This window comes from Enterobacter cloacae complex sp. BZL2005 (assembly GCF_049238885.1).
Lineage (GTDB): Bacteria > Pseudomonadota > Gammaproteobacteria > Enterobacterales > Enterobacteriaceae > Enterobacter > Enterobacter roggenkampii.
Genome location: NZ_JBMKGI010000004.1, coordinates 144,750 through 163,102 on the forward strand (window position 1 = coordinate 144,750; position 18,353 = coordinate 163,102).

Below are 18,353 nucleotides of genomic sequence, written 5' to 3' on the forward strand. Positions count from 1 at the left end.
AGCGCCACCGGGCAACAGGTGACCCAAAACAAGCGAGCAATTTGCATGTCTAAATCCGTACAGAGCAACAGCGCGGTTCTCGTTCACTTTACGCTGAAGCTGGATGACGGCTCAACGGCTGAATCCACCCGCAATAACGGCAAACCGGCCCTGTTTCGTCTTGGTGATACCTCCCTGTCTGAAGGCCTTGAACAGCAGCTTCTCGGTCTGAAAGAGGGTGAGAAAAAAGCCTTTTCGCTGGAGCCGGATGCCGCGTTTGGCGTGCCAAGCCCGGATCTGATCCAGTATTTCTCCCGTCGTGAGTTTATGGACGCGGGTGAACCGGAGATCGGGGCAATTATGCTCTTTACCGCTATGGACGGCAGCGAAATGCCTGGCGTGATCCGCGAAATCAACGGCGACTCGATTACCGTTGACTTCAACCATCCGCTTGCCGGGCGTACCGTTCATTTTGATGTTGAAGTGCTGGAAATCGATCCGGTACTGGAGGCCTGAAATGCAGATCCTGTTGGCTAACCCGCGCGGCTTTTGCGCCGGTGTAGACCGCGCTATCAGCATTGTTGAAAACGCGCTGGAGATTTACGGCGCGCCGATTTATGTGCGTCACGAAGTGGTGCATAACCGCTACGTGGTCGACAGCCTGCGCGATCGCGGTGCCATCTTTATCGAGCAGATCAGCGAAGTGCCTGACGGTGCGATCCTGATTTTCTCCGCGCACGGCGTCTCTCAGGCGGTACGGAACGAAGCGAAAAGCCGCGATTTGACCGTGTTCGATGCCACCTGCCCATTAGTCACGAAAGTGCATATGGAAGTGGCGCGCGCCAGCCGCCGTGGTGAAGAGTCGATCCTGATTGGCCATGCTGGCCACCCGGAAGTCGAGGGCACCATGGGCCAGTACAGCAACCCTGAAGGGGGAATGTATCTGGTGGAGTCGCCTGAAGATGTCCTGACGCTGAACGTGAAAAACGAAGCGCGCCTGTCGTTTATGACCCAGACGACGCTCTCCGTCGACGATACCTCAGACGTGATTGACGCCCTGCGTCAGCGCTTCCCGAAAATCGTCGGGCCGCGCAAGGATGACATTTGCTACGCCACCACCAATCGTCAGGAAGCGGTGCGCGCGCTGGCTGAACAGGCGGACGTGGTGCTGGTGGTCGGTTCTAAGAACTCCTCCAACTCTAACCGTCTGGCTGAACTGGCACAGCGAATGGGGAAGGCGGCGTTCCTGATCGACGATGCCACGGATATTCAGGAAGCGTGGGTTAAAGACGCGGCCTGCGTTGGCGTGACGGCCGGTGCGTCCGCGCCGGATATTCTGGTACAAAACGTCATTTCCCGCCTGCAGGAGCTGGGCGGCGGCGAAGCGGTGCCGCTGGAAGGACGTGAAGAGAACATTGTTTTCGAAGTGCCGAAAGAACTGAGAATCGACGCCCGCGAAGTCGAATAGTCCCTTTTCTGATGAAAGGCCAGCACCTCCTGTGCTGGCCTTTTTTTTACCCGTTACTTTATCGTGACGACAAAATCATGTCTTTTACTGATATTTAAGTCGGTTTCACGTTAAATTCTAATTATTGGTGTTTTCAGTTGGCAGTGCTCAGAAAGGCTGGTTAATCTGAAAACGGTTTACATCATTTTAACGTAAGAGAATAACTATGCATGATGCACAGATCCGTGTCGCCATTGCGGGCGCGGGTGGACGTATGGGCCGTCAGCTGATTCAGGCGGCACTTCAGATGGATGGCGTAGCACTTGGCGCGGCGCTGGAGCGTGACGGTTCATCACTTCTGGGGACCGATGCTGGTGAGCTGGCGGGCGCGGGAAAGACCGGCGTCACCGTACAAAGCAGCCTGGATGCGGTTAAAGAGGACTTCGATGTCTTCATTGATTTTACCCGCCCGGAAGGGACGCTCGCGCATCTGGCATTTTGCCGCCAGCACGGCAAGGGGATGGTGATCGGCACCACCGGTTTTGACGATGCGGGCAAGCAGGCTATCCAGGATGCATCCAAAGAGATTGCGATTGTCTTCGCCGCAAACTTTAGCGTGGGGGTTAACGTCATGCTGAAGCTGCTTGAGAAGGCCGCGAAGGTGATGGGCAACTACACCGATATTGAGATTGTTGAAGCTCACCACCGCTATAAGGTTGATGCGCCATCCGGCACGGCGCTGGCGATGGGCGAAGCGATTGCTCATGCACTTGATAAAGATTTAAAAGACTGTGCGGTCTATGCCCGCGAAGGCCACACCGGGGAACGCGTGCCAGGCACCATTGGTTTCTCAACCGTCCGGGCGGGTGACATCGTCGGCGAACATACCGCGATGTTCGCCGATATTGGCGAGCGCGTCGAAATTACGCATAAAGCGTCCAGCCGAATGACGTTTGCCAATGGTGCCGTTCGGTCCGCTTTGTGGCTGAAAGAGAAAAAAAATGGTCTTTTTGATATGAAAGATGTGCTGGATCTCAACAATTTGTAAGCATTATTACCCATCGTGATGTGGTTATTGCAGTCGTAATCATTTGATTGCATAGGGCAATAATTTATTGCCCTTTTATTTTATCTGTTTCGTGCTCATTTTGTTTTTTTAGCCTTGAAAGTATAGTTATTCCCCTTGATTATCGTTACTGAAATGTAAATTTTGACCATTTGGTCCACTTTTTGATGCTGTACCGACTCATTTTTCATTAAACCCGGTGCGCAAGCGTTTTCCGTAGTGATTTACCTGATCTTTTTGTCGCTTAAGCTTCACTCACCTCGTCAGATACGCAAAACACTAAACAAAATATCGGTTTTAAGTTGACTTTTACCCACCAAATCTCCAGAATGCCGCCGTTTGCCAAAAATCCGCTGGCAACACATTTGCATTGATCCATGACATAGTTATGAATTAATATGCAAATAAAGTGAGTGAATATTCTCTGGAGGGTGTTTTGATTAAGTCAGCGCTATTGGTTCTGGAAGACGGAACCCAGTTTATCGGTCGGGCCATAGGGGCAACGGGTTCGGCGGTTGGGGAAGTCGTTTTCAATACTTCAATGACCGGTTATCAAGAAATCCTCACTGATCCTTCCTATTCTCGCCAAATCGTTACTCTTACTTATCCTCATATCGGCAATGTCGGCACCAATGCGGCTGACGAAGAATCCTCTCAGGTACATGCGCAAGGCCTTGTCATTCGTGACCTGCCGCTGATTGCCAGCAACTTCCGCAACACTGAAGATCTCTCTTCTTACCTGAAGCGCCATAACATCGTGGCGATTGCCGATATCGATACCCGTAAGTTAACGCGTCTGCTGCGTGAGAAGGGTGCACAGAACGGCTGCATCATCGCAGGTGATAACCTCGATGCGACGCTGGCGCTGGAAAAAGCGAAAGCTTTCCCGGGCCTGAACGGCATGGACCTGGCGAAAGAAGTGACTACCGCTGAAGCCTACAGCTGGACTCAGGGTAGCTGGACGCTGGAAGGCGACCTGCCGGAAGCGAAAAAAGAGAGCGAGCTGCCGTTCCACGTGGTGGCCTACGATTTTGGCGCCAAGCGCAACATCCTGCGCATGCTGGTTGACCGCGGCTGCCGCCTGACGGTGGTGCCTGCACAAACGTCTGCCGAAGACGTGTTGAAGATGAATCCGGACGGTATTTTCCTGTCCAACGGTCCTGGCGACCCGGCACCGTGCGATTACGCCATCGCCGCCATCAAGTCCTTCCTGGAAACCGACATCCCGGTATTCGGCATCTGCCTCGGCCATCAGCTGCTGGCGCTGGCGAGCGGTGCGAACACCGTCAAGATGAAGTTCGGCCACCACGGTGGTAACCACCCGGTGAAAGATATCGATAACAACACGGTGATGATCACCGCGCAAAACCACGGCTTCGCCGTCGATGAAGCCTCAATGCCGGCTAACCTGCGCGTGACCCATAAGTCGCTGTTCGATGGCACCCTGCAGGGGATTCATCGCACCGATAAGCCAGCGTTCAGCTTCCAGGGACACCCGGAAGCGAGCCCGGGCCCGCACGACGCCGCGCCGCTGTTCGATCACTTCATCGAACTTATCGAGCAATACCGTAAGACCGCTAAATAATCAGGAGCCGAGAAGACAATGCCAAAACGTACAGACATAAAAAGCATCCTGATCCTTGGCGCTGGCCCGATTGTTATCGGCCAGGCCTGTGAATTCGACTACTCCGGCGCGCAGGCGTGTAAAGCCCTGCGTGAAGAGGGTTACCGCGTTATCCTGGTGAACTCTAACCCGGCGACCATCATGACCGACCCGGAAATGGCTGATGCAACCTACATTGAGCCGATTCACTGGGAAGTGGTGCGTAAAATCATCGAAAAAGAGCGCCCGGACGCGGTGCTGCCGACCATGGGCGGCCAGACGGCGCTGAACTGCGCGCTGGAGCTGGAGCGTCAGGGCGTGCTGGCCGAGTTCGGCGTGACCATGATTGGCGCGACCGCCGACGCGATTGATAAAGCCGAAGACCGTCGCCGCTTCGACGTGGCGATGAAGAAAATCGGCCTCGACACCGCGCGCTCCGGTATCGCACACAACATGGAAGAAGCGCTGGCCGTTGCGGCTGAAGTGGGCTATCCGTGCATCATCCGTCCATCGTTCACCATGGGCGGCACCGGCGGCGGTATTGCCTACAACCGCGAAGAATTCGAAGAGATTTGCGAACGCGGTCTGGATCTTTCCCCAACCAAAGAGCTGCTGATTGATGAATCGCTGATTGGCTGGAAAGAGTACGAGATGGAAGTGGTGCGTGATAAAAACGACAACTGCATCATCGTCTGCTCCATCGAAAACTTCGATGCGATGGGTATCCACACCGGCGACTCCATCACCGTTGCGCCAGCCCAGACGCTGACCGACAAAGAGTACCAAATCATGCGTAACGCCTCGATGGCGGTACTGCGTGAAATCGGCGTGGAAACCGGCGGTTCTAACGTGCAGTTCTCCGTGAACCCGAAAACCGGCCGTCTGATTGTTATCGAAATGAACCCGCGCGTGTCCCGTTCCTCCGCGCTGGCCTCTAAAGCGACCGGCTTCCCGATTGCGAAAGTGGCGGCGAAACTGGCGGTGGGTTATACCCTCGACGAGCTGATGAACGACATCACCGGTGGCCGCACCCCTGCGTCCTTCGAGCCGTCCATCGACTACGTTGTGACTAAAATTCCACGCTTCAACTTCGAGAAATTTGCCGGCGCCAACGACCGCCTGACCACCCAGATGAAATCCGTCGGTGAAGTGATGGCGATTGGCCGCACGCAGCAGGAATCCCTGCAGAAAGCGCTGCGCGGCCTCGAAGTGGGCGCGACCGGCTTTGACCCGAAAGTGAGCCTGGACGACCCTGAAGCGCTGACCAAAATCCGCCGCGAGCTGAAAGACGCGGGTGCGGAGCGCATCTGGTACATCGCCGATGCCTTCCGTGCCGGCCTGTCCGTCGACGGCGTGTTCAACCTGACCAACATCGACCGCTGGTTCCTGGTACAGATTGAAGAGCTGGTGCGTCTGGAAGAGAAAGTGGCAGAGCTGGGCATCAACGGCCTGGACGCAGACTTCCTGCGCATGCTGAAGCGTAAAGGCTTCGCCGATGCGCGCCTGGCTAAACTGGCGGGCGTGCGCGAAGCGGAGATCCGCAAGCTGCGCGACCAGTACGACCTGCACCCGGTTTACAAGCGCGTCGACACCTGTGCGGCAGAGTTTTCTACCGACACCGCGTACATGTACTCCACCTATGAAGACGAGTGCGAAGCGAATCCGTCAGTTGACCGCGACAAGATTATGGTGCTGGGCGGCGGTCCAAACCGTATCGGCCAGGGCATCGAGTTCGACTACTGCTGCGTACACGCCTCGCTGGCGCTGCGTGAAGACGGTTACGAGACCATCATGGTCAACTGTAACCCGGAAACCGTCTCCACCGACTACGACACCTCTGACCGCCTCTACTTCGAGCCGGTGACCCTGGAAGACGTGCTGGAAATCGTGCGCATCGAGAAGCCAAAAGGCGTTATCGTGCAGTACGGTGGTCAGACTCCGCTGAAGCTGGCGCGCGCGCTGGAAGCGGCAGGCGTACCGGTTATCGGGACCAGCCCGGATGCGATTGACCGCGCGGAAGACCGCGAGCGTTTCCAGCAGGCGGTTGACCGTCTGAAGCTGAAACAGCCAGCGAACGCCACGGTGACGGCCATCGAACAGGCCGTAGAGAAGGCGAAAGAGATTGGCTACCCGCTGGTGGTGCGTCCTTCCTACGTCCTGGGCGGCCGCGCGATGGAAATCGTCTACGACGAAGCCGACCTGCGTCGTTACTTCCAGACGGCGGTGAGCGTCTCCAACGATGCACCAGTGCTGCTCGACCGCTTCCTCGACGATGCGGTAGAAGTGGACGTTGACGCCATCTGCGACGGCGAAATGGTGCTGATTGGCGGCATCATGGAGCATATCGAGCAGGCGGGCGTGCACTCCGGCGACTCTGCCTGTTCTCTGCCAGCGTACACCCTGAGCCAGGAAATTCAGGACGTGATGCGCCAGCAGGTGCAGAAGCTGGCCTTCGAGCTGCAGGTTCGCGGCCTGATGAACGTCCAGTTCGCGGTGAAAGACAACGAAGTCTACCTGATTGAAGTCAACCCGCGTGCGGCACGTACCGTCCCGTTCGTCTCTAAAGCCACCGGCATTCCGCTGGCGAAAGTGGCGGCGCGCGTGATGGCAGGCCAGACGCTGGCACAGCAGGGCGTGACCAAAGAGATCATTCCACCGTACTACTCGGTGAAAGAAGTGGTGCTGCCGTTCAACAAATTCCCGGGCGTTGACCCGCTGTTAGGGCCAGAAATGCGCTCAACCGGGGAAGTGATGGGCGTGGGCCGCACCTTCGCAGAAGCGTTTGCCAAGGCGCAGCTGGGCAGCAGCTCGACCATGAGAAAATCGGGCCGTGCGCTGCTCTCTGTTCGCGAAGGCGATAAAGAGCGCGTGGTTGACCTTGCGGCCAAGCTGCTGAAGCAGGGCTTTGAGCTGGACGCGACCCACGGTACGGCAATTGTGCTGGGCGAAGCGGGTATCAACCCGCGTCTGGTGAACAAGGTGCATGAAGGTCGTCCGCACATTCAGGATCGTATCAAGAATGGCGAATACACCTACATCATCAATACCACCGCAGGCCGCCAGGCGATTGAAGACTCCAAGCTGATTCGCCGCAGCGCGCTGCAGTACAAAGTGCACTACGACACCACCCTGAACGGCGGTTTCGCAACGGCCATGGCGCTGAATGCGGATGCTACCGAGAAGGTGATTTCGGTTCAGGAAATGCACGCGCAGATTAGCAAGTAAGTAAAAATGCCCGGTGCCGTTCGGTTGCCGGGCATTCACCCCATCTTCAGAACCTTCTGGTTTTTCATCCTCTTTCAGTCAGTTAGCCTAAAATTGTTAGGTCGATAACGAAATTCAACTGAGAGCAGGGGAAAACACCATGCAAAATAAATTACTGATCGCCACCCTTCTTGCCGCCACTGCAACGTTTACCGTCGCGGGCTGTTCCTCTAACCAGGCAGTGAAAACCACCGATGGCAAAACCATTGTCACCGACGGAAAACCACAGGTCGATGACGATACCGGTCTGGTGTCGTATAAAAATGCGGAAACGGGTCAGACCGAGCAGATCAACCGCGATCAGGTGAAATCAATGGGCGAGTTGGATAACTAATAAAAAAAGCCGTGGCGTTTGCCACGGCTTTTAGTCTTTCAGGAAAGATTACCAGCGGTGGTTCAGCAGGATATGACCGCCATAAGCAGCATAGCTGTTCTCACCCCACTCGCCGCTGGCGCGCAGGGAGAGCGTCGTGGTTTCGTTCAGGTTGCCGGTGACGCCCAGCTCTAACTGACCGCGATCTTCCGGCGTATCGTTGCTGACGGTCTCGCCGTTAAACGCCAGATCGTTCTGACCTGCGCCTTTCAGCCAGTTCACGGCAACGTACGGCTGCCAGGCTTTCACGTCTTTCTGTTCGAAGTAGCTTGATTTGACGCCCAGACGACCAAACAGACCGTCGTTGTCCAGCGTGGTAATCCGCACGCCGTCGCGATCGGTATGGTTTTCCTGATCCAGATAGCTGTAGATAACCTGCGCCTGAGGTTCGATTTTCCAGGTGCGCTCATTTTCTGAATCAATCACCCATGCATGGCCCACTTCGACGGATGCCGCGAAGCCCTCACTGTCGTAATCTTCATCATTACGGTTGCTGGTCACTTTATTGTTGTACCAGCTATAGGCGGCCCAGGTATCAACGTAGCTGCCCAGACGCAGCTTCTGATCTTCCTGCCTGGTTGCATACAGGCCGACGTTAAAGCCATCCACTTTGCCCTGCGCATCACGTACGTTGTGTTTTGCATCAGAGTGGGTCTTCGCCTGGCCTGCCCCGAACATGCCACCCGCACGCAGGATGCCGTTGTCCATTGGCTTACTCATGAAGTCGCTGCCTACCTGAAGGACAGTGGTGGTGGTGTCATAGCTGACTTTGTCACCGCCCGCATTGTTTTCATGGTAGCGGCCTTTGACGTACATCCAGGTGTTAAGATCTTCCTCGTTACGGAAGGTGATCTGATCGCGATCGTCACGCTTGTGCAGGAACATGCTCTGCGCGGCAAGGTAGTTACCTAAGTAAGCGCCGACCTCAGGAGCCATGACTTCGGGACCGCTATTGCTGCCGTTGTCGGTGTTACCACCGTTGTCAGTGTTACTGCCGTTGTCGGTGTTACTGCCGTTGTCGGTGTTACTGCCGTTGTCGGTATTACCGCCATTGTCGGTGTTACTGCCGTTGTCGGTATTACCACCGTTGTCGGTATTATTGCCGTTGTCGGTATCGTCTGCCGGAATGTCTGATGGCGTTGCCTTCGATTCCAGATACCAGTTTCCGTCGCCGTGCTGATAAAGATTATACTCATACGCACCCGCAACAACCGGTTTTGCCAGGGTGAGCTGAGCTTCTGAACTGCCGCCAACTCTGACAATTTCCATCCCGTTTACGGTTTGCGCGCCCAGCCCCCCCATGTTGCTGACGCTGACCCCGGATTGGCCAAAGCTGCTCCCGGTGATGGTGAGATGGTCGGTTGGTGCATTATCCTCACCGAGCGTACTGTTTAACACGATCTGGCTGCCCGCGGAGCCGGTATAGTCGCCGTTAATGGTGAAATTGTTGCCAACGCTGTTATTGGCGGCGCTGAGCAACAGTTTGCCGCCATTAGCCACGTTGCCGTTGATAGTATCAACGCCGGCAGCGCTGAGCGTGGCGTTACCCTGGACTGCATTCCATGCCGCCAGCGTACCGCCCGCCAGAACATGAATGTTATTGTTCACTTCACCCGCAGTAGCAAACGTAGCGCCATTTTCAACGGTGACGGTGGCGTTACTGTTCTTTACGCCGAGCGTAGCACCATTAGCGACCAGGGTGGTGCCGCCGTGCAGAACAGTATCGCCCGTGTAGCTGTTCTTGCCGGTGAGGGTCAGGGTGTGTGAATCTACTTTCTCAACCTTGCCGCTACCGGTCATATCGGTGGCGAAAGTGGAATTGTTGCCCTGATTAAATATTACCGTACCGTTGTTTTTCAGGCCGCCACTGAGCGAAGCTGTTTTTTGGCCATTGCCTAATTGTAGAGAGGCATCTTTAGTAACCAGCGTATTGCCGCTATTAGAGACGGTTCCCGCCAGCGTTAAATCACCGCTGTTAACCTGAAGGGAATCGCCAGAACCGATCACGTCGAGATCGCCCGTCAGCGTCCAGCTTTCACCCTCCATTTTGACAGAGGCAAAACCGTCTCCCTTATTCAGGCCAACAAAATTGCTGTCTTCTATTCCGGCACCAACCAGCGTGAGGCTATTTCCCGTTGAGCCGGTAGAGATCACATCACCGTTGAACGAGGAACCGGTATTGAGTACCAGCGTATTATTTTTATTACTGGCAAAGGAGATTGCCGTATTGCCGCCACCGATTGAACCACTGTTTATGATGTCGACTTTAGCGGTATTCGTTACGTTGATTCCGTGCTGAAGGCCCTCTACGGTACCCGTGTTCGTGAGCTTAATATTGCCATCGCTCAGGGTAATACCGTCAACTTCTGTACCCTTGATGGTGCCAGCGTTATGAATGGCAACACCTACTTCAGCATTAAGACCTGATTTGCCTTTAATAAGACCGGTAGCGGTATTGGAAATACTGACAGCAGATGAGTTTTTACTGACGAAAACACCATTTTCAGCCGCAGTAATATTCCCTTTGTTAATCAAGTCCCCTTGCATGGTATCAATATTAACACCTGTCGCTGAAGTAGAGGAAATTGTCGCCCCTTCCTCGTTATTCACTACTAAACGTTGTGCTCCAGTGCTAATATCAAGTCCATTCCCGTAACCAGAAATATTTCCCATATTTTCAACGTTTGAAACATCAATCCCATTGACCGACACGGCAGCTTCATTCCCGGAAGAGGTTATCGTAACGTCTTTATTAATGACGTATTCAGCGTCGGTGGAGAAGTTTTGTGGAATTGAGGTTGATTGGTCAATCGTGCTGGCAAAAGCGACGGCGGGGGTGAATAACAATAGGGCAGGAAAGAGACTTCCCAGAGTTTTAGTCGTTTTATTGAGTCTGAAATGTTTGTTGCTCATTTACACATCCATTTGAATTAGAAAGGCGCGATACGACGTATTAAAATTACGTCAGTATGCGGAGAAAAAGAATGAGCTCGCTACAAAGAGCGTAAAATTATTATTTTTTTCAATGTTTTATGTATAGATCGATTTATTAAATAATTATTTTAGATTTTCTTAAAATATCTCATTCCTTTATGGATTGAAGTGAGATATTCACATCCTGGATTTTTTGGAGAGGAAAAATCGTCCAACGAATGATGATTACCAATAGCTGCGCTTTCCTTTTCATGGCTGCTGCGCCCCTTTCACCGGGCGGGTTAACTGTCTACACTCACTGCTACAAGAAGAGAAGAAGACAGGCCATTTGATGATACTCATAATTTATGCGCACCCCTATCCGCAGCACTCGCATGCGAATAAGCGGATGCTTGAGCAGGTAAGGACGCTTGAAAACGTCGAGATACGTTCCCTCTATCAACTCTATCCCGATTTCAACATCGATATTGCCGCCGAACAGGAGGCGCTCTCCCGTGCCGATCTGATCGTCTGGCAGCATCCCATGCAGTGGTACAGCACGCCCCCGCTCCTGAAATTATGGATTGATAAAGTCTTCTCCCACGGCTGGGCGTATGGCCACAATGGCCATGCCCTAAAAGGGAAAAGCCTGATGTGGGCGGTCACCACGGGTGGAGGGGAAAGCCACTTTGATATTGGTTCCTTCCCGGGGTTTGAGGTTCTGGCACAGCCGCTGCAGGCGACCGCACTTTATTGCGGGCTGAACTGGCTCCCGCCTTTTGCGATGCACTGCACCTTTGTCTGCGACGATGAAACGCTGCAGGCGCAGGCGCGCCATTATAAACAACGCTTACTTGAGTGGCAGGAGGCGCACCATGGATAGCCATACGCTGATACAGGCGCTGATATACCTCGGCGCGGCGGCGCTGATTGTGCCCGTGGCGGTTCGCCTGGGACTGGGCTCTGTTCTCGGCTATCTGATTGCGGGCTGCGTCATTGGGCCGTGGGGCTTTCGACTGGTGACGGATGCAGAGGCAATCCTCCATTTCGCTGAAATCGGCGTTGTGCTGATGCTCTTTGTGATTGGTCTGGAACTCGATCCGCAGCGCCTGTGGAAGCTTCGCGCCTCGGTGTTTGGCGGCGGGGCGCTGCAGATGGTGGCCTGCGGCCTGCTGCTGGGTGGGTTCTGCATCCTGCTGGGCATGGACTGGAAAGTGGCAGAGCTTATCGGCATGACGCTGGCGCTCTCCTCGACCGCCATTGCCATGCAGGCCATGAACGAGCGCAATCTGACGGTCTCCCACATGGGACGCAGCGCGTTCTCGGTGCTGCTGTTCCAGGACATTGCCGCTATCCCGCTGGTGGCGATGATCCCACTGCTGGCGGCCAGCGGTTCCGCCACGACGCTGGGGGCGTTTGCGCTGTCGGCATTAAAAGTGGTGGGGGCGCTGGCGCTGGTGGTGCTGCTTGGTCGCTACGTCACCCGTCCGCTGCTGCGGTTCGTTGCCCGCTCGGGCCTTCGCGAAGTGTTCAGCGCCGTGGCGCTGTTCCTGGTGTTTGGCTTCGGTCTGCTGTTGGAGGAGGCCGGGCTGTCGATGGCGATGGGGGCCTTCCTGGCGGGCGTTCTGCTGGCGAGTTCTGAATACCGTCACGCGCTGGAAAGCGATATCGAGCCGTTTAAAGGCTTGCTGCTGGGGCTGTTTTTCATCGGCGTGGGGATGTCCGTCGACTTCGGCACGCTGGTGACGCATCCGCTGCGGATCGTCGTCCTGCTGGTCGGCTTCCTGATCATTAAAATGGCGATGCTGTGGCTGATTGCGCGTCCGCTCAAGGTGCCGAATAAGCAGCGCAACTGGTTTGCGGTTCTGCTGGGGCAGGGGAGCGAATTTGCGTTTGTGGTCTTTGGCGCAGCACAGATGGCAAACGTCCTCGACCCAGAATGGGCGAAAGCGCTGACGCTCGCGGTCGCGCTGTCGATGGCCGCGACGCCTATTCTGCTGGTGGTGCTGACGCGTCTGGAAAAATCGGGTAGCGAGCAGGAGCGCGAAGCCGATGAAATTGACGAAGAGCAGCCGCGCGTCATTATTGCCGGATTTGGCCGCTACGGGCAGATCGTTGGCCGTCTGCTGCTGTCCAGCGGGGTGAAAATGGTTATCCTCGATCACGACCCCGACCATGTCGATACCCTGCGAAAATTTGATATGAAGGTGTTTTACGGCGATGCGACCCGCGTCGATCTGCTGGAATCTGCCGGGGCGGCAAAAGCGGAGGTGTTGATTAACGCCATTGACGATCCGGAGACCAGCATGCAGATGGTGGAAATGGCGAAAGAACATTTCCCGAATCTGACCATCATTTCCCGCGCCCGCGATGTGGATCACTATATCCGGCTGCGGCAGGCGGGGGTAGAAGCACCGGAGCGTGAAACCTTTGAAGGCGCGCTGAAGTCTGGCCGCATGGCGCTGGAAAATCTGGGGCTCGGCGCGTACGAAGCGCGCGAGCGTGCGGACCTGTTCCGCCGCTTTAATACTGAGATGGTGGAAGAGATGGCGGCGATGGCCGGGAGTACGGCCACCGAGCGTGCGGCGGTGTTTAAACGCACCAGCGCGATGCTGACGGAAATCATTAACGAGGACCGTAATCACCTGTCGCTGATCCAGCGTCACGGCTGGCAGGGAACGGAAGAGGGCAAGCATACCGGGGATCCGGCTGACGAACCGGAGAGTAAACCTTCCGCGTGAAGTGGAGTTGCCAGCAATAATAAAAAATTTCTTTATCTTTACCCTGCCGCCAGTCGACGAAAGATTAAGCTTTCCGTATAGTGGCGGCAATTTTTTGCATCCGGGAAATTTTCAATGATCAGTCTGATTGCAGCGCTGGCGGTGGACCGCGTTATCGGTATGGAAAATGCCATGCCGTGGAACCTGCCTGCCGATCTCGCATGGTTTAAACGTACTACGTTAAACAAGCCGGTAGTGATGGGCCGCCTGACCTGGGAGTCGATTGGTCGTCCATTGCCGGGCCGTAAAAATATCGTTATCAGCAGCCAGCCGGGCACTGACGATCGCGTCGAATGGGTAAAATCAGTCGACGAGGCGATTGCTGCATGCGGCAATGCCGAAGAGATCATGGTGATTGGCGGCGGGCGCGTGTACGAGCAGTTCCTGCCAAAAGCGCAGAAGCTGTATCTGACCCACATTGATGCGGAAGTGGAAGGGGATACCCATTTCCCTGACTACGATCCGGACGAGTGGGAATCGGTATTCAGTGAATTCCACGACGCGGATGCACAGAATTCTCACAGCTACTGCTTCGAGATTCTGGAACGTCGTTAAGTGATTTTTTCCCTCTCCCGGCCGGGAGAGGGAAGTGCATATCAGGAGGCAACCGCCTCGTCTCCCCCTAAATCCAGCTGTCGGTTGGACGGCTGAACAAAGTAAGTTTTATCTTCCCAGCGTAAGCAGGTTAACTCTCCGCCCCAGCAGCATCCGGTATCCAGACCGTAGATCCCTTCCGGCGTTCCTTTTCCTTCCAGTGCAGCCCAGTGACCAAATACCACGTTGTACTCACTTGTCACCGGCCCCGGAATGGCAAACCACGGTTTTAGCGGAGCGGGCGCGCTCTCCGGCGTCTCTTTGGAATACATGTCCAGCTGTCCGTTCGGGAAGCAGAAACGCATGCGGGTGAAGGCGTTGGTAATAAAGCGCAGACGCGCCAGACCGCTGAGATCCTCGCTCCAGTGGTTCGGCATATCGCCGTACATGGCATCGAGGAAGAAAGGATAGGAGTCGCTCGCCAGCACCGCCTCAACGTCACGCGCACAGGTTTTCGCCGTCTCAAGATCCCATTGTGGGGTGATCCCGGCATGCGCCATGACCAGCTTTTTCTCTTCGTCGACCTGCAGCAGCGGCTGACGGCGCAGCCAGTTAATCAGCTCGTCGGCATCTGGCGCATCCAGCAGCGGGGTGAGGCGATCTTTAGGCTTGTTGCGGCTGATCCCGGCGAACACCGCCAGCAGATGCAAATCGTGATTGCCCAGCACCATGCGCACGCTGTCGCCTAGCGATTTGACGAAACGTAATACTTCAAGGGAGCCGGGGCCACGCGCGACTAAATCGCCCGTCAGCCAGAGTGTGTCCTGTCCTGGCGTAAAGTCGACCTGTTTTAATAATGCGATCAGTTCATCGTAGCAACCGTGAACGTCGCCAATCAGATATGTAGACATTAGATTAATGAATGAGTGTGGTTACGGCGAGACGGAACACAGGAATGGCAACGCGGAAATCATTGCCATCGACGTCGACCATTTCATAATGGCCTTGCATGGTACCCATCGGCGTTTCAATCACCGCGCCGCTGGTGTACTGGTACTCTTCGCCAGGGGCGATATGAGGCTGTTCACCGACCACACCTTCCCCCTGGACTTCGATTTCGCGGCCATTGCCGTTGGTGATAAGCCAGTAGCGCCCGCGCAGCTGCACGGGCGTCCGCCCCAGATTGCGAATGGTCACGGTGTAAGCAAAGACAAAACGTTCTTCATCCGGTGAGGACTGTGATTCAACATAAACGCTTTGTACATGGACACATACGCGGGGCGAATCAATCATGGCTTAACTCTCCTTCGGCGGCGCATTTTCGCTGATGTAATTAGCCAGCTTGCAGTACTGCTCTACGGAGATGTTCTCCGCACGCATTGCCGGGTCGATCCCAAGCTCAGCTAACACCTCAACGGTGAAGGAATTGCTGAGGCTGTTACGGATCGTTTTACGACGCTGGTTAAAGGCTTCAGTGGTGATGCGGCTCAGTACACGCAGATCTTTTACCGGGTACGGTTTCGTTTTGTGCGGCACAAGGCGCACAACCGCTGAATCCACTTTCGGTGGTGGTGTGAACGCTGACGGCGGTACTTCGAGTACCGGGATCACGTTGCAGTAATATTGCGCCATCACGCTTAAACGACCATACGCTTTACTGTTCGGGCCTGCAACCAGGCGGTTAACCACCTCTTTTTGCAACATGAAGTGCATGTCGGCAATGGCATCAGTATAGCTAAAGAGGTGGAACATGAGCGGCGTGGAGATGTTATACGGCAGGTTGCCGAATACGCGCAGCGGCTGACCCATTTTTTCTGACAGTTCGCCGAAGTTCATGGTCATGGCGTCCTGCTGATAGATGGTCAGCTTCGGCCCGAGGAACGGGTGCGTTTGCAGGCGTGCGGCCAGATCGCGGTCCAGTTCGATGACGGTCAGTTCGTCGAGGCGTTCGCCTACCGGCTCGGTCAGTGCGGCAAGGCCCGGGCCGATTTCGACCATCGCCTGGCCTTTTTGTGGATTAATAGCCGAGACAATGCTTTCGATCACGAACTGATCGTTAAGGAAGTTTTGCCCGAAACGTTTACGGGCTAAGTGGCCCTGATGGACTCGATTAGTCATTGAGTATTAACAATCATTTTGATGGCGAGATTAAGCGCCGTAATAAAACTGCCGACATCCGCCTTCCCCTGGCCTGCCAGATCCAGCGCAGTACCGTGGTCAACGGACGTTCGAATAAAGGGTAAACCGAGGGTGATATTCACGCCGCGGCCAAAGCCCTGGTATTTTAGCACGGGCAGGCCCTGATCGTGGTACATCGCGAGCACGGCGTCGGCATTATCCAGGTATTTCGGCTGGAAAAGGGTATCAGCAGGCAGCGGACCGCTGAGATTCATCCCCTTCGCCCGCATTTCGTTGAGTACCGGAATGATGGTGTCGATCTCTTCGGTACCCATGTGCCCGCCTTCGCCGGCGTGCGGATTCAGGCCGCAGACCAGCACATGCGGCTGCGGGATCCCAAATTTTGTCTGCAGATCGTGATGCAAAATCCCGATGATCTCGCGCAGGAGTTCAGGCGTGATCGCATCCGGAATCGCTTTGATCGGCAGATGGGTGGTCACCAGCGCAACGCGCATTTCTTCCGTCGCCAGCATCATCACCACTTTCGGACTGTGCGAGCGCTCTTCAAAGAACTCCGTATGCCCGGTAAACGGTATACCCGCTTCGTTGATGACGCCTTTGTGGACGGGGCCGGTAATCAGGGCGGCAAATTCGCCCTTCAGGCAACCGTCGCAGGCGCGCGCAAGGGTTTCAACGACATAGTGGCCGTTTTCCGTGCTGAGCTGGCCAGGAATGACCGGCGTACGAAGGGGAACAGAAAGAAGGGTGAGGGTACCGGCTTGCTGCGGTGCAGGCTGTTGACCTTCAACGTAAGGGATGAGCGTTAAAGGCAGACCGAGCAGCGCTGCCCGGTCTTGTAACAGTGTTGCATCGGCGCAGACAACCAGTTCTACTGGCCAGCTGCGCTGGGCAAGCTGGACAACGAGGTCAGGCCCAATCCCGGCGGGTTCGCCGGGCGTGATAACAACACGATGCTGTTTCATTAGTTGCTCAGCACTTTCACGTAAGCACTGGCGCGTTGTTCCTGCATCCAGGTGGCTGCTTCTTCAGAAAACTTACGGTTAAACAGCATGCGGTAGGCTCTGTCTTTCTGTGCTGCATCCGTTTTATCAACGTTACGAGTGTCCATCAGCTCGATCAGATGCCAGCCAAACGAAGAGTGTACCGGCGCGCTGATCTGGCCTTTGTTCAGCTTCATCAACGCGTCACGGAAGGCAGGATCGTAAATATCCGCCGCTGCCCAGCCCAGATCGCCACCCTGGTTAGCAGAGCCAGGATCCTGAGAGAACTCTTTTGCTGCCTTCGCAAACGAGGTTTTACCGCTCTTAATATCTGCCGCAATCTGTTCCAGCTTCGCACGCGCCTGATCGTCAGTCATGATTGGTGACGGCTTCAGCAGAATGTGGCGAGCGTGAACTTCGGTAACGGAGATATTTTGGCTCTGGCCGCGCAGATCGTTCACTTTCAGAATGTGGAAGCCCACGCCTGAACGGATTGGACCGACGATATCGCCTTTCTTAGCCGTGCTCAGTGCCTGAGCAAAGAGGGATGGCAGCTCCTGAATACGTCCCCAGCCCATCTGGCCGCCTTTCAGCGCCTGTTGGTCTGCGGAGTAGGTGATGGCCAGCTTGCCAAAGTCACCGCCGTTACGCGCCTGTTCGACAATTGAACGCGCCTGGCTTTCTGCTTCCGCAGCCTGATCGGACGTAGGGTTCTCTGGCAGTGGGATCAGAATGTGGCTCAGGTTCAGCTCTGTGCTTGCATCGTTCTGGTTACCCACCTGTTTTGCCAGCGCGTCCACTTCCTGAGGCAGGATAGTAACGCGGCGACGCACTTCGTTGTTACGCACTTCCGAAATCAGCATCTCTTTACGGATCTGGTTACGGTAGGTAGCGTAGCTGATGCCGTCATAGGCCAGACGGCTGCGCATCTGGTCTAAAGACATATTGTTCTGCTTTGCGATGTTAGCGATGGCCTGATCGAGCTGCTCGTCAGTAACCTTCACACCCATTTTCTGCCCCATCTGAAGAACGATCTGATCCATGATCAGGCGTTCCAGGATCTGATGGCGCAGCGTGGCGTCATCCGGAAGCTGCTGACCCGCTTCGCCCGAATTGAGCTTCACCGATTTCATCAGACCGTCAACGTCACTTTCAAGCACGACGCCGTTGTTAACCACAGCAGCGACTTTATCAACAACCTGGGGGGCCGCGAAGCTGGTATTCGCAACCATAGCGACACCGAGCAGCAGCGTTTTCCAGTTCTTCATACTTTTT

General features: G+C 55.2%; 15 protein-coding genes. 9 read left to right on the forward strand and 6 right to left on the reverse strand.

Annotation, left to right across the window (positions count from 1 at the left end; all coding sequences use genetic code 11):
* Window positions 1-45 precede the first annotated feature (45 nt).
* The 6 genes from fkpB to ACOTXI_RS10310 all read left to right on the forward strand — a co-directional run bounded on the left by fkpB (window position 46) and on the right by ACOTXI_RS10310 (window position 7,693).
* On the forward strand, window positions 46-495 hold the full coding sequence (gene fkpB / locus ACOTXI_RS10285) for an FKBP-type peptidyl-prolyl cis-trans isomerase (RefSeq protein WP_008502033.1): 450 nt from the start codon (window positions 46-48) through the stop codon (window positions 493-495).
* A 1-nt stretch (window position 496) separates the two neighbouring features.
* Complete coding sequence (gene ispH, locus ACOTXI_RS10290; RefSeq protein WP_023293312.1) at window positions 497-1,447, forward strand: 4-hydroxy-3-methylbut-2-enyl diphosphate reductase; 951 nt, start codon at window positions 497-499, stop codon at window positions 1,445-1,447.
* Between the two features lie 205 nt (window positions 1,448-1,652).
* The gene (gene dapB, locus ACOTXI_RS10295) at window positions 1,653-2,474 is read left to right on the forward strand and encodes a 4-hydroxy-tetrahydrodipicolinate reductase (protein WP_058654224.1); all 822 of its coding nucleotides are present in this window, start codon (window positions 1,653-1,655) and stop codon (window positions 2,472-2,474) included.
* 454 nt (window positions 2,475-2,928) lie between these two features.
* Window positions 2,929-4,077, forward strand: a complete 1,149-nt coding sequence (gene carA / locus ACOTXI_RS10300) for a glutamine-hydrolyzing carbamoyl-phosphate synthase small subunit (RefSeq protein ID WP_010427050.1) — start codon at window positions 2,929-2,931, stop codon at window positions 4,075-4,077.
* A gap of 18 nt (window positions 4,078-4,095) precedes the next feature.
* Window positions 4,096-7,320: a carbamoyl-phosphate synthase large subunit gene (carB, locus tag ACOTXI_RS10305; protein ID WP_008502028.1), complete on the forward strand. Its 3,225-nt coding sequence runs from the start codon at window positions 4,096-4,098 to the stop codon at window positions 7,318-7,320.
* 139 nt (window positions 7,321-7,459) lie between these two features.
* On the forward strand, window positions 7,460-7,693 hold the full coding sequence (locus ACOTXI_RS10310) for a YgdI/YgdR family lipoprotein (RefSeq protein ID WP_021240552.1): 234 nt from the start codon (window positions 7,460-7,462) through the stop codon (window positions 7,691-7,693).
* A 48-nt stretch (window positions 7,694-7,741) separates the two neighbouring features.
* Here ACOTXI_RS10310 and ACOTXI_RS10315 read toward each other — a convergent pair whose 3' ends face one another.
* On the reverse strand, window positions 7,742-10,645 hold the full coding sequence (locus ACOTXI_RS10315) for an autotransporter outer membrane beta-barrel domain-containing protein (RefSeq protein ID WP_181008250.1): 2,904 nt from the start codon (window positions 10,643-10,645) through the stop codon (window positions 7,742-7,744).
* Window positions 10,646-10,997: 352 nt separating this feature from the next.
* Here ACOTXI_RS10315 and kefF point away from each other — a divergent pair, with 352 nt between their 5' ends.
* From kefF to folA, 3 genes are all read left to right on the forward strand, one after another.
* A complete protein-coding gene (kefF, locus tag ACOTXI_RS10320) occupies window positions 10,998-11,528 on the forward strand; it encodes a glutathione-regulated potassium-efflux system oxidoreductase KefF (protein ID WP_008502025.1) in 531 nt (176 codons plus the stop codon).
* Window positions 11,521-13,386 carry a glutathione-regulated potassium-efflux system protein KefC gene (gene kefC / locus ACOTXI_RS10325; RefSeq protein ID WP_008502024.1) on the forward strand — a complete coding sequence of 622 codons (1,866 nt, stop codon included), beginning with the start codon at window positions 11,521-11,523 and terminating at the stop codon, window positions 13,384-13,386. The genes kefF and kefC overlap by 8 nt, the downstream gene beginning before the upstream one ends.
* 114 nt (window positions 13,387-13,500) lie before the next feature.
* Entirely contained in the window at window positions 13,501-13,980 is a 480-nt protein-coding gene (folA, locus tag ACOTXI_RS10330) for a type 3 dihydrofolate reductase (protein WP_008502023.1), read from the forward strand.
* 41 nt (window positions 13,981-14,021) lie between these two features.
* On the opposite strand, the gene apaH is transcribed toward folA, so the two are convergent.
* The 5 genes from apaH to surA are packed head-to-tail and all read right to left on the reverse strand — an operon-like array spanning window position 14,022 to window position 18,346.
* Window positions 14,022-14,870 carry a bis(5'-nucleosyl)-tetraphosphatase (symmetrical) ApaH gene (apaH, locus tag ACOTXI_RS10335; protein ID WP_008502022.1) on the reverse strand — a complete coding sequence of 283 codons (849 nt, stop codon included), beginning with the start codon at window positions 14,868-14,870 and terminating at the stop codon, window positions 14,022-14,024.
* Between the two features lie 4 nt (window positions 14,871-14,874).
* Complete coding sequence (apaG, locus tag ACOTXI_RS10340; protein ID WP_008502021.1) at window positions 14,875-15,252, reverse strand: Co2+/Mg2+ efflux protein ApaG; 378 nt, start codon at window positions 15,250-15,252, stop codon at window positions 14,875-14,877.
* Between the two features lie 3 nt (window positions 15,253-15,255).
* Window positions 15,256-16,077, reverse strand: a complete 822-nt coding sequence (gene rsmA / locus ACOTXI_RS10345) for a 16S rRNA (adenine(1518)-N(6)/adenine(1519)-N(6))-dimethyltransferase RsmA (RefSeq protein WP_008502020.1) — start codon at window positions 16,075-16,077, stop codon at window positions 15,256-15,258.
* Window positions 16,074-17,060: a 4-hydroxythreonine-4-phosphate dehydrogenase PdxA gene (pdxA, locus tag ACOTXI_RS10350; protein ID WP_008502019.1), complete on the reverse strand. Its 987-nt coding sequence runs from the start codon at window positions 17,058-17,060 to the stop codon at window positions 16,074-16,076. Before pdxA ends, rsmA begins: the two co-directional genes overlap by 4 nt.
* A complete protein-coding gene (gene surA / locus ACOTXI_RS10355) occupies window positions 17,060-18,346 on the reverse strand; it encodes a peptidylprolyl isomerase SurA (RefSeq protein WP_008502018.1) in 1,287 nt (428 codons plus the stop codon). Before surA ends, pdxA begins: the two co-directional genes overlap by 1 nt.
* Between the last annotated feature and the right edge of the window lie 7 nt (window positions 18,347-18,353).

Bases quoted from the DNA above. Each gene is read 5' to 3' on its own strand.
- kefF (WP_008502025.1), top strand. From the start codon at position 10,998: ATGATACTCATAATTTATGCGCACCCCTATCCGCAGCACTCGCATGCG.
- kefC (WP_008502024.1), top strand. From the start codon at position 11,521: ATGGATAGCCATACGCTGATACAGGCGCTGATATACCTCGGCGCGGCG.
- apaG (WP_008502021.1), bottom strand. From the start codon at position 15,252: ATGATTGATTCGCCCCGCGTATGTGTCCATGTACAAAGCGTTTATGTT.
- carB (WP_008502028.1), top strand. From the start codon at position 4,096: ATGCCAAAACGTACAGACATAAAAAGCATCCTGATCCTTGGCGCTGGC.
- folA (WP_008502023.1), top strand. From the start codon at position 13,501: ATGATCAGTCTGATTGCAGCGCTGGCGGTGGACCGCGTTATCGGTATG.
- dapB (WP_058654224.1), top strand. From the start codon at position 1,653: ATGCATGATGCACAGATCCGTGTCGCCATTGCGGGCGCGGGTGGACGT.
- fkpB (WP_008502033.1), top strand. From the start codon at position 46: ATGTCTAAATCCGTACAGAGCAACAGCGCGGTTCTCGTTCACTTTACG.
- surA (WP_008502018.1), bottom strand. From the start codon at position 18,346: ATGAAGAACTGGAAAACGCTGCTGCTCGGTGTCGCTATGGTTGCGAAT.
- ACOTXI_RS10315 (WP_181008250.1), bottom strand. From the start codon at position 10,645: ATGAGCAACAAACATTTCAGACTCAATAAAACGACTAAAACTCTGGGA.
- pdxA (WP_008502019.1), bottom strand. From the start codon at position 17,060: ATGAAACAGCATCGTGTTGTTATCACGCCCGGCGAACCCGCCGGGATT.
- ACOTXI_RS10310 (WP_021240552.1), top strand. From the start codon at position 7,460: ATGCAAAATAAATTACTGATCGCCACCCTTCTTGCCGCCACTGCAACG.
- ispH (WP_023293312.1), top strand. From the start codon at position 497: ATGCAGATCCTGTTGGCTAACCCGCGCGGCTTTTGCGCCGGTGTAGAC.
- rsmA (WP_008502020.1), bottom strand. From the start codon at position 16,077: ATGACTAATCGAGTCCATCAGGGCCACTTAGCCCGTAAACGTTTCGGG.
- apaH (WP_008502022.1), bottom strand. From the start codon at position 14,870: ATGTCTACATATCTGATTGGCGACGTTCACGGTTGCTACGATGAACTG.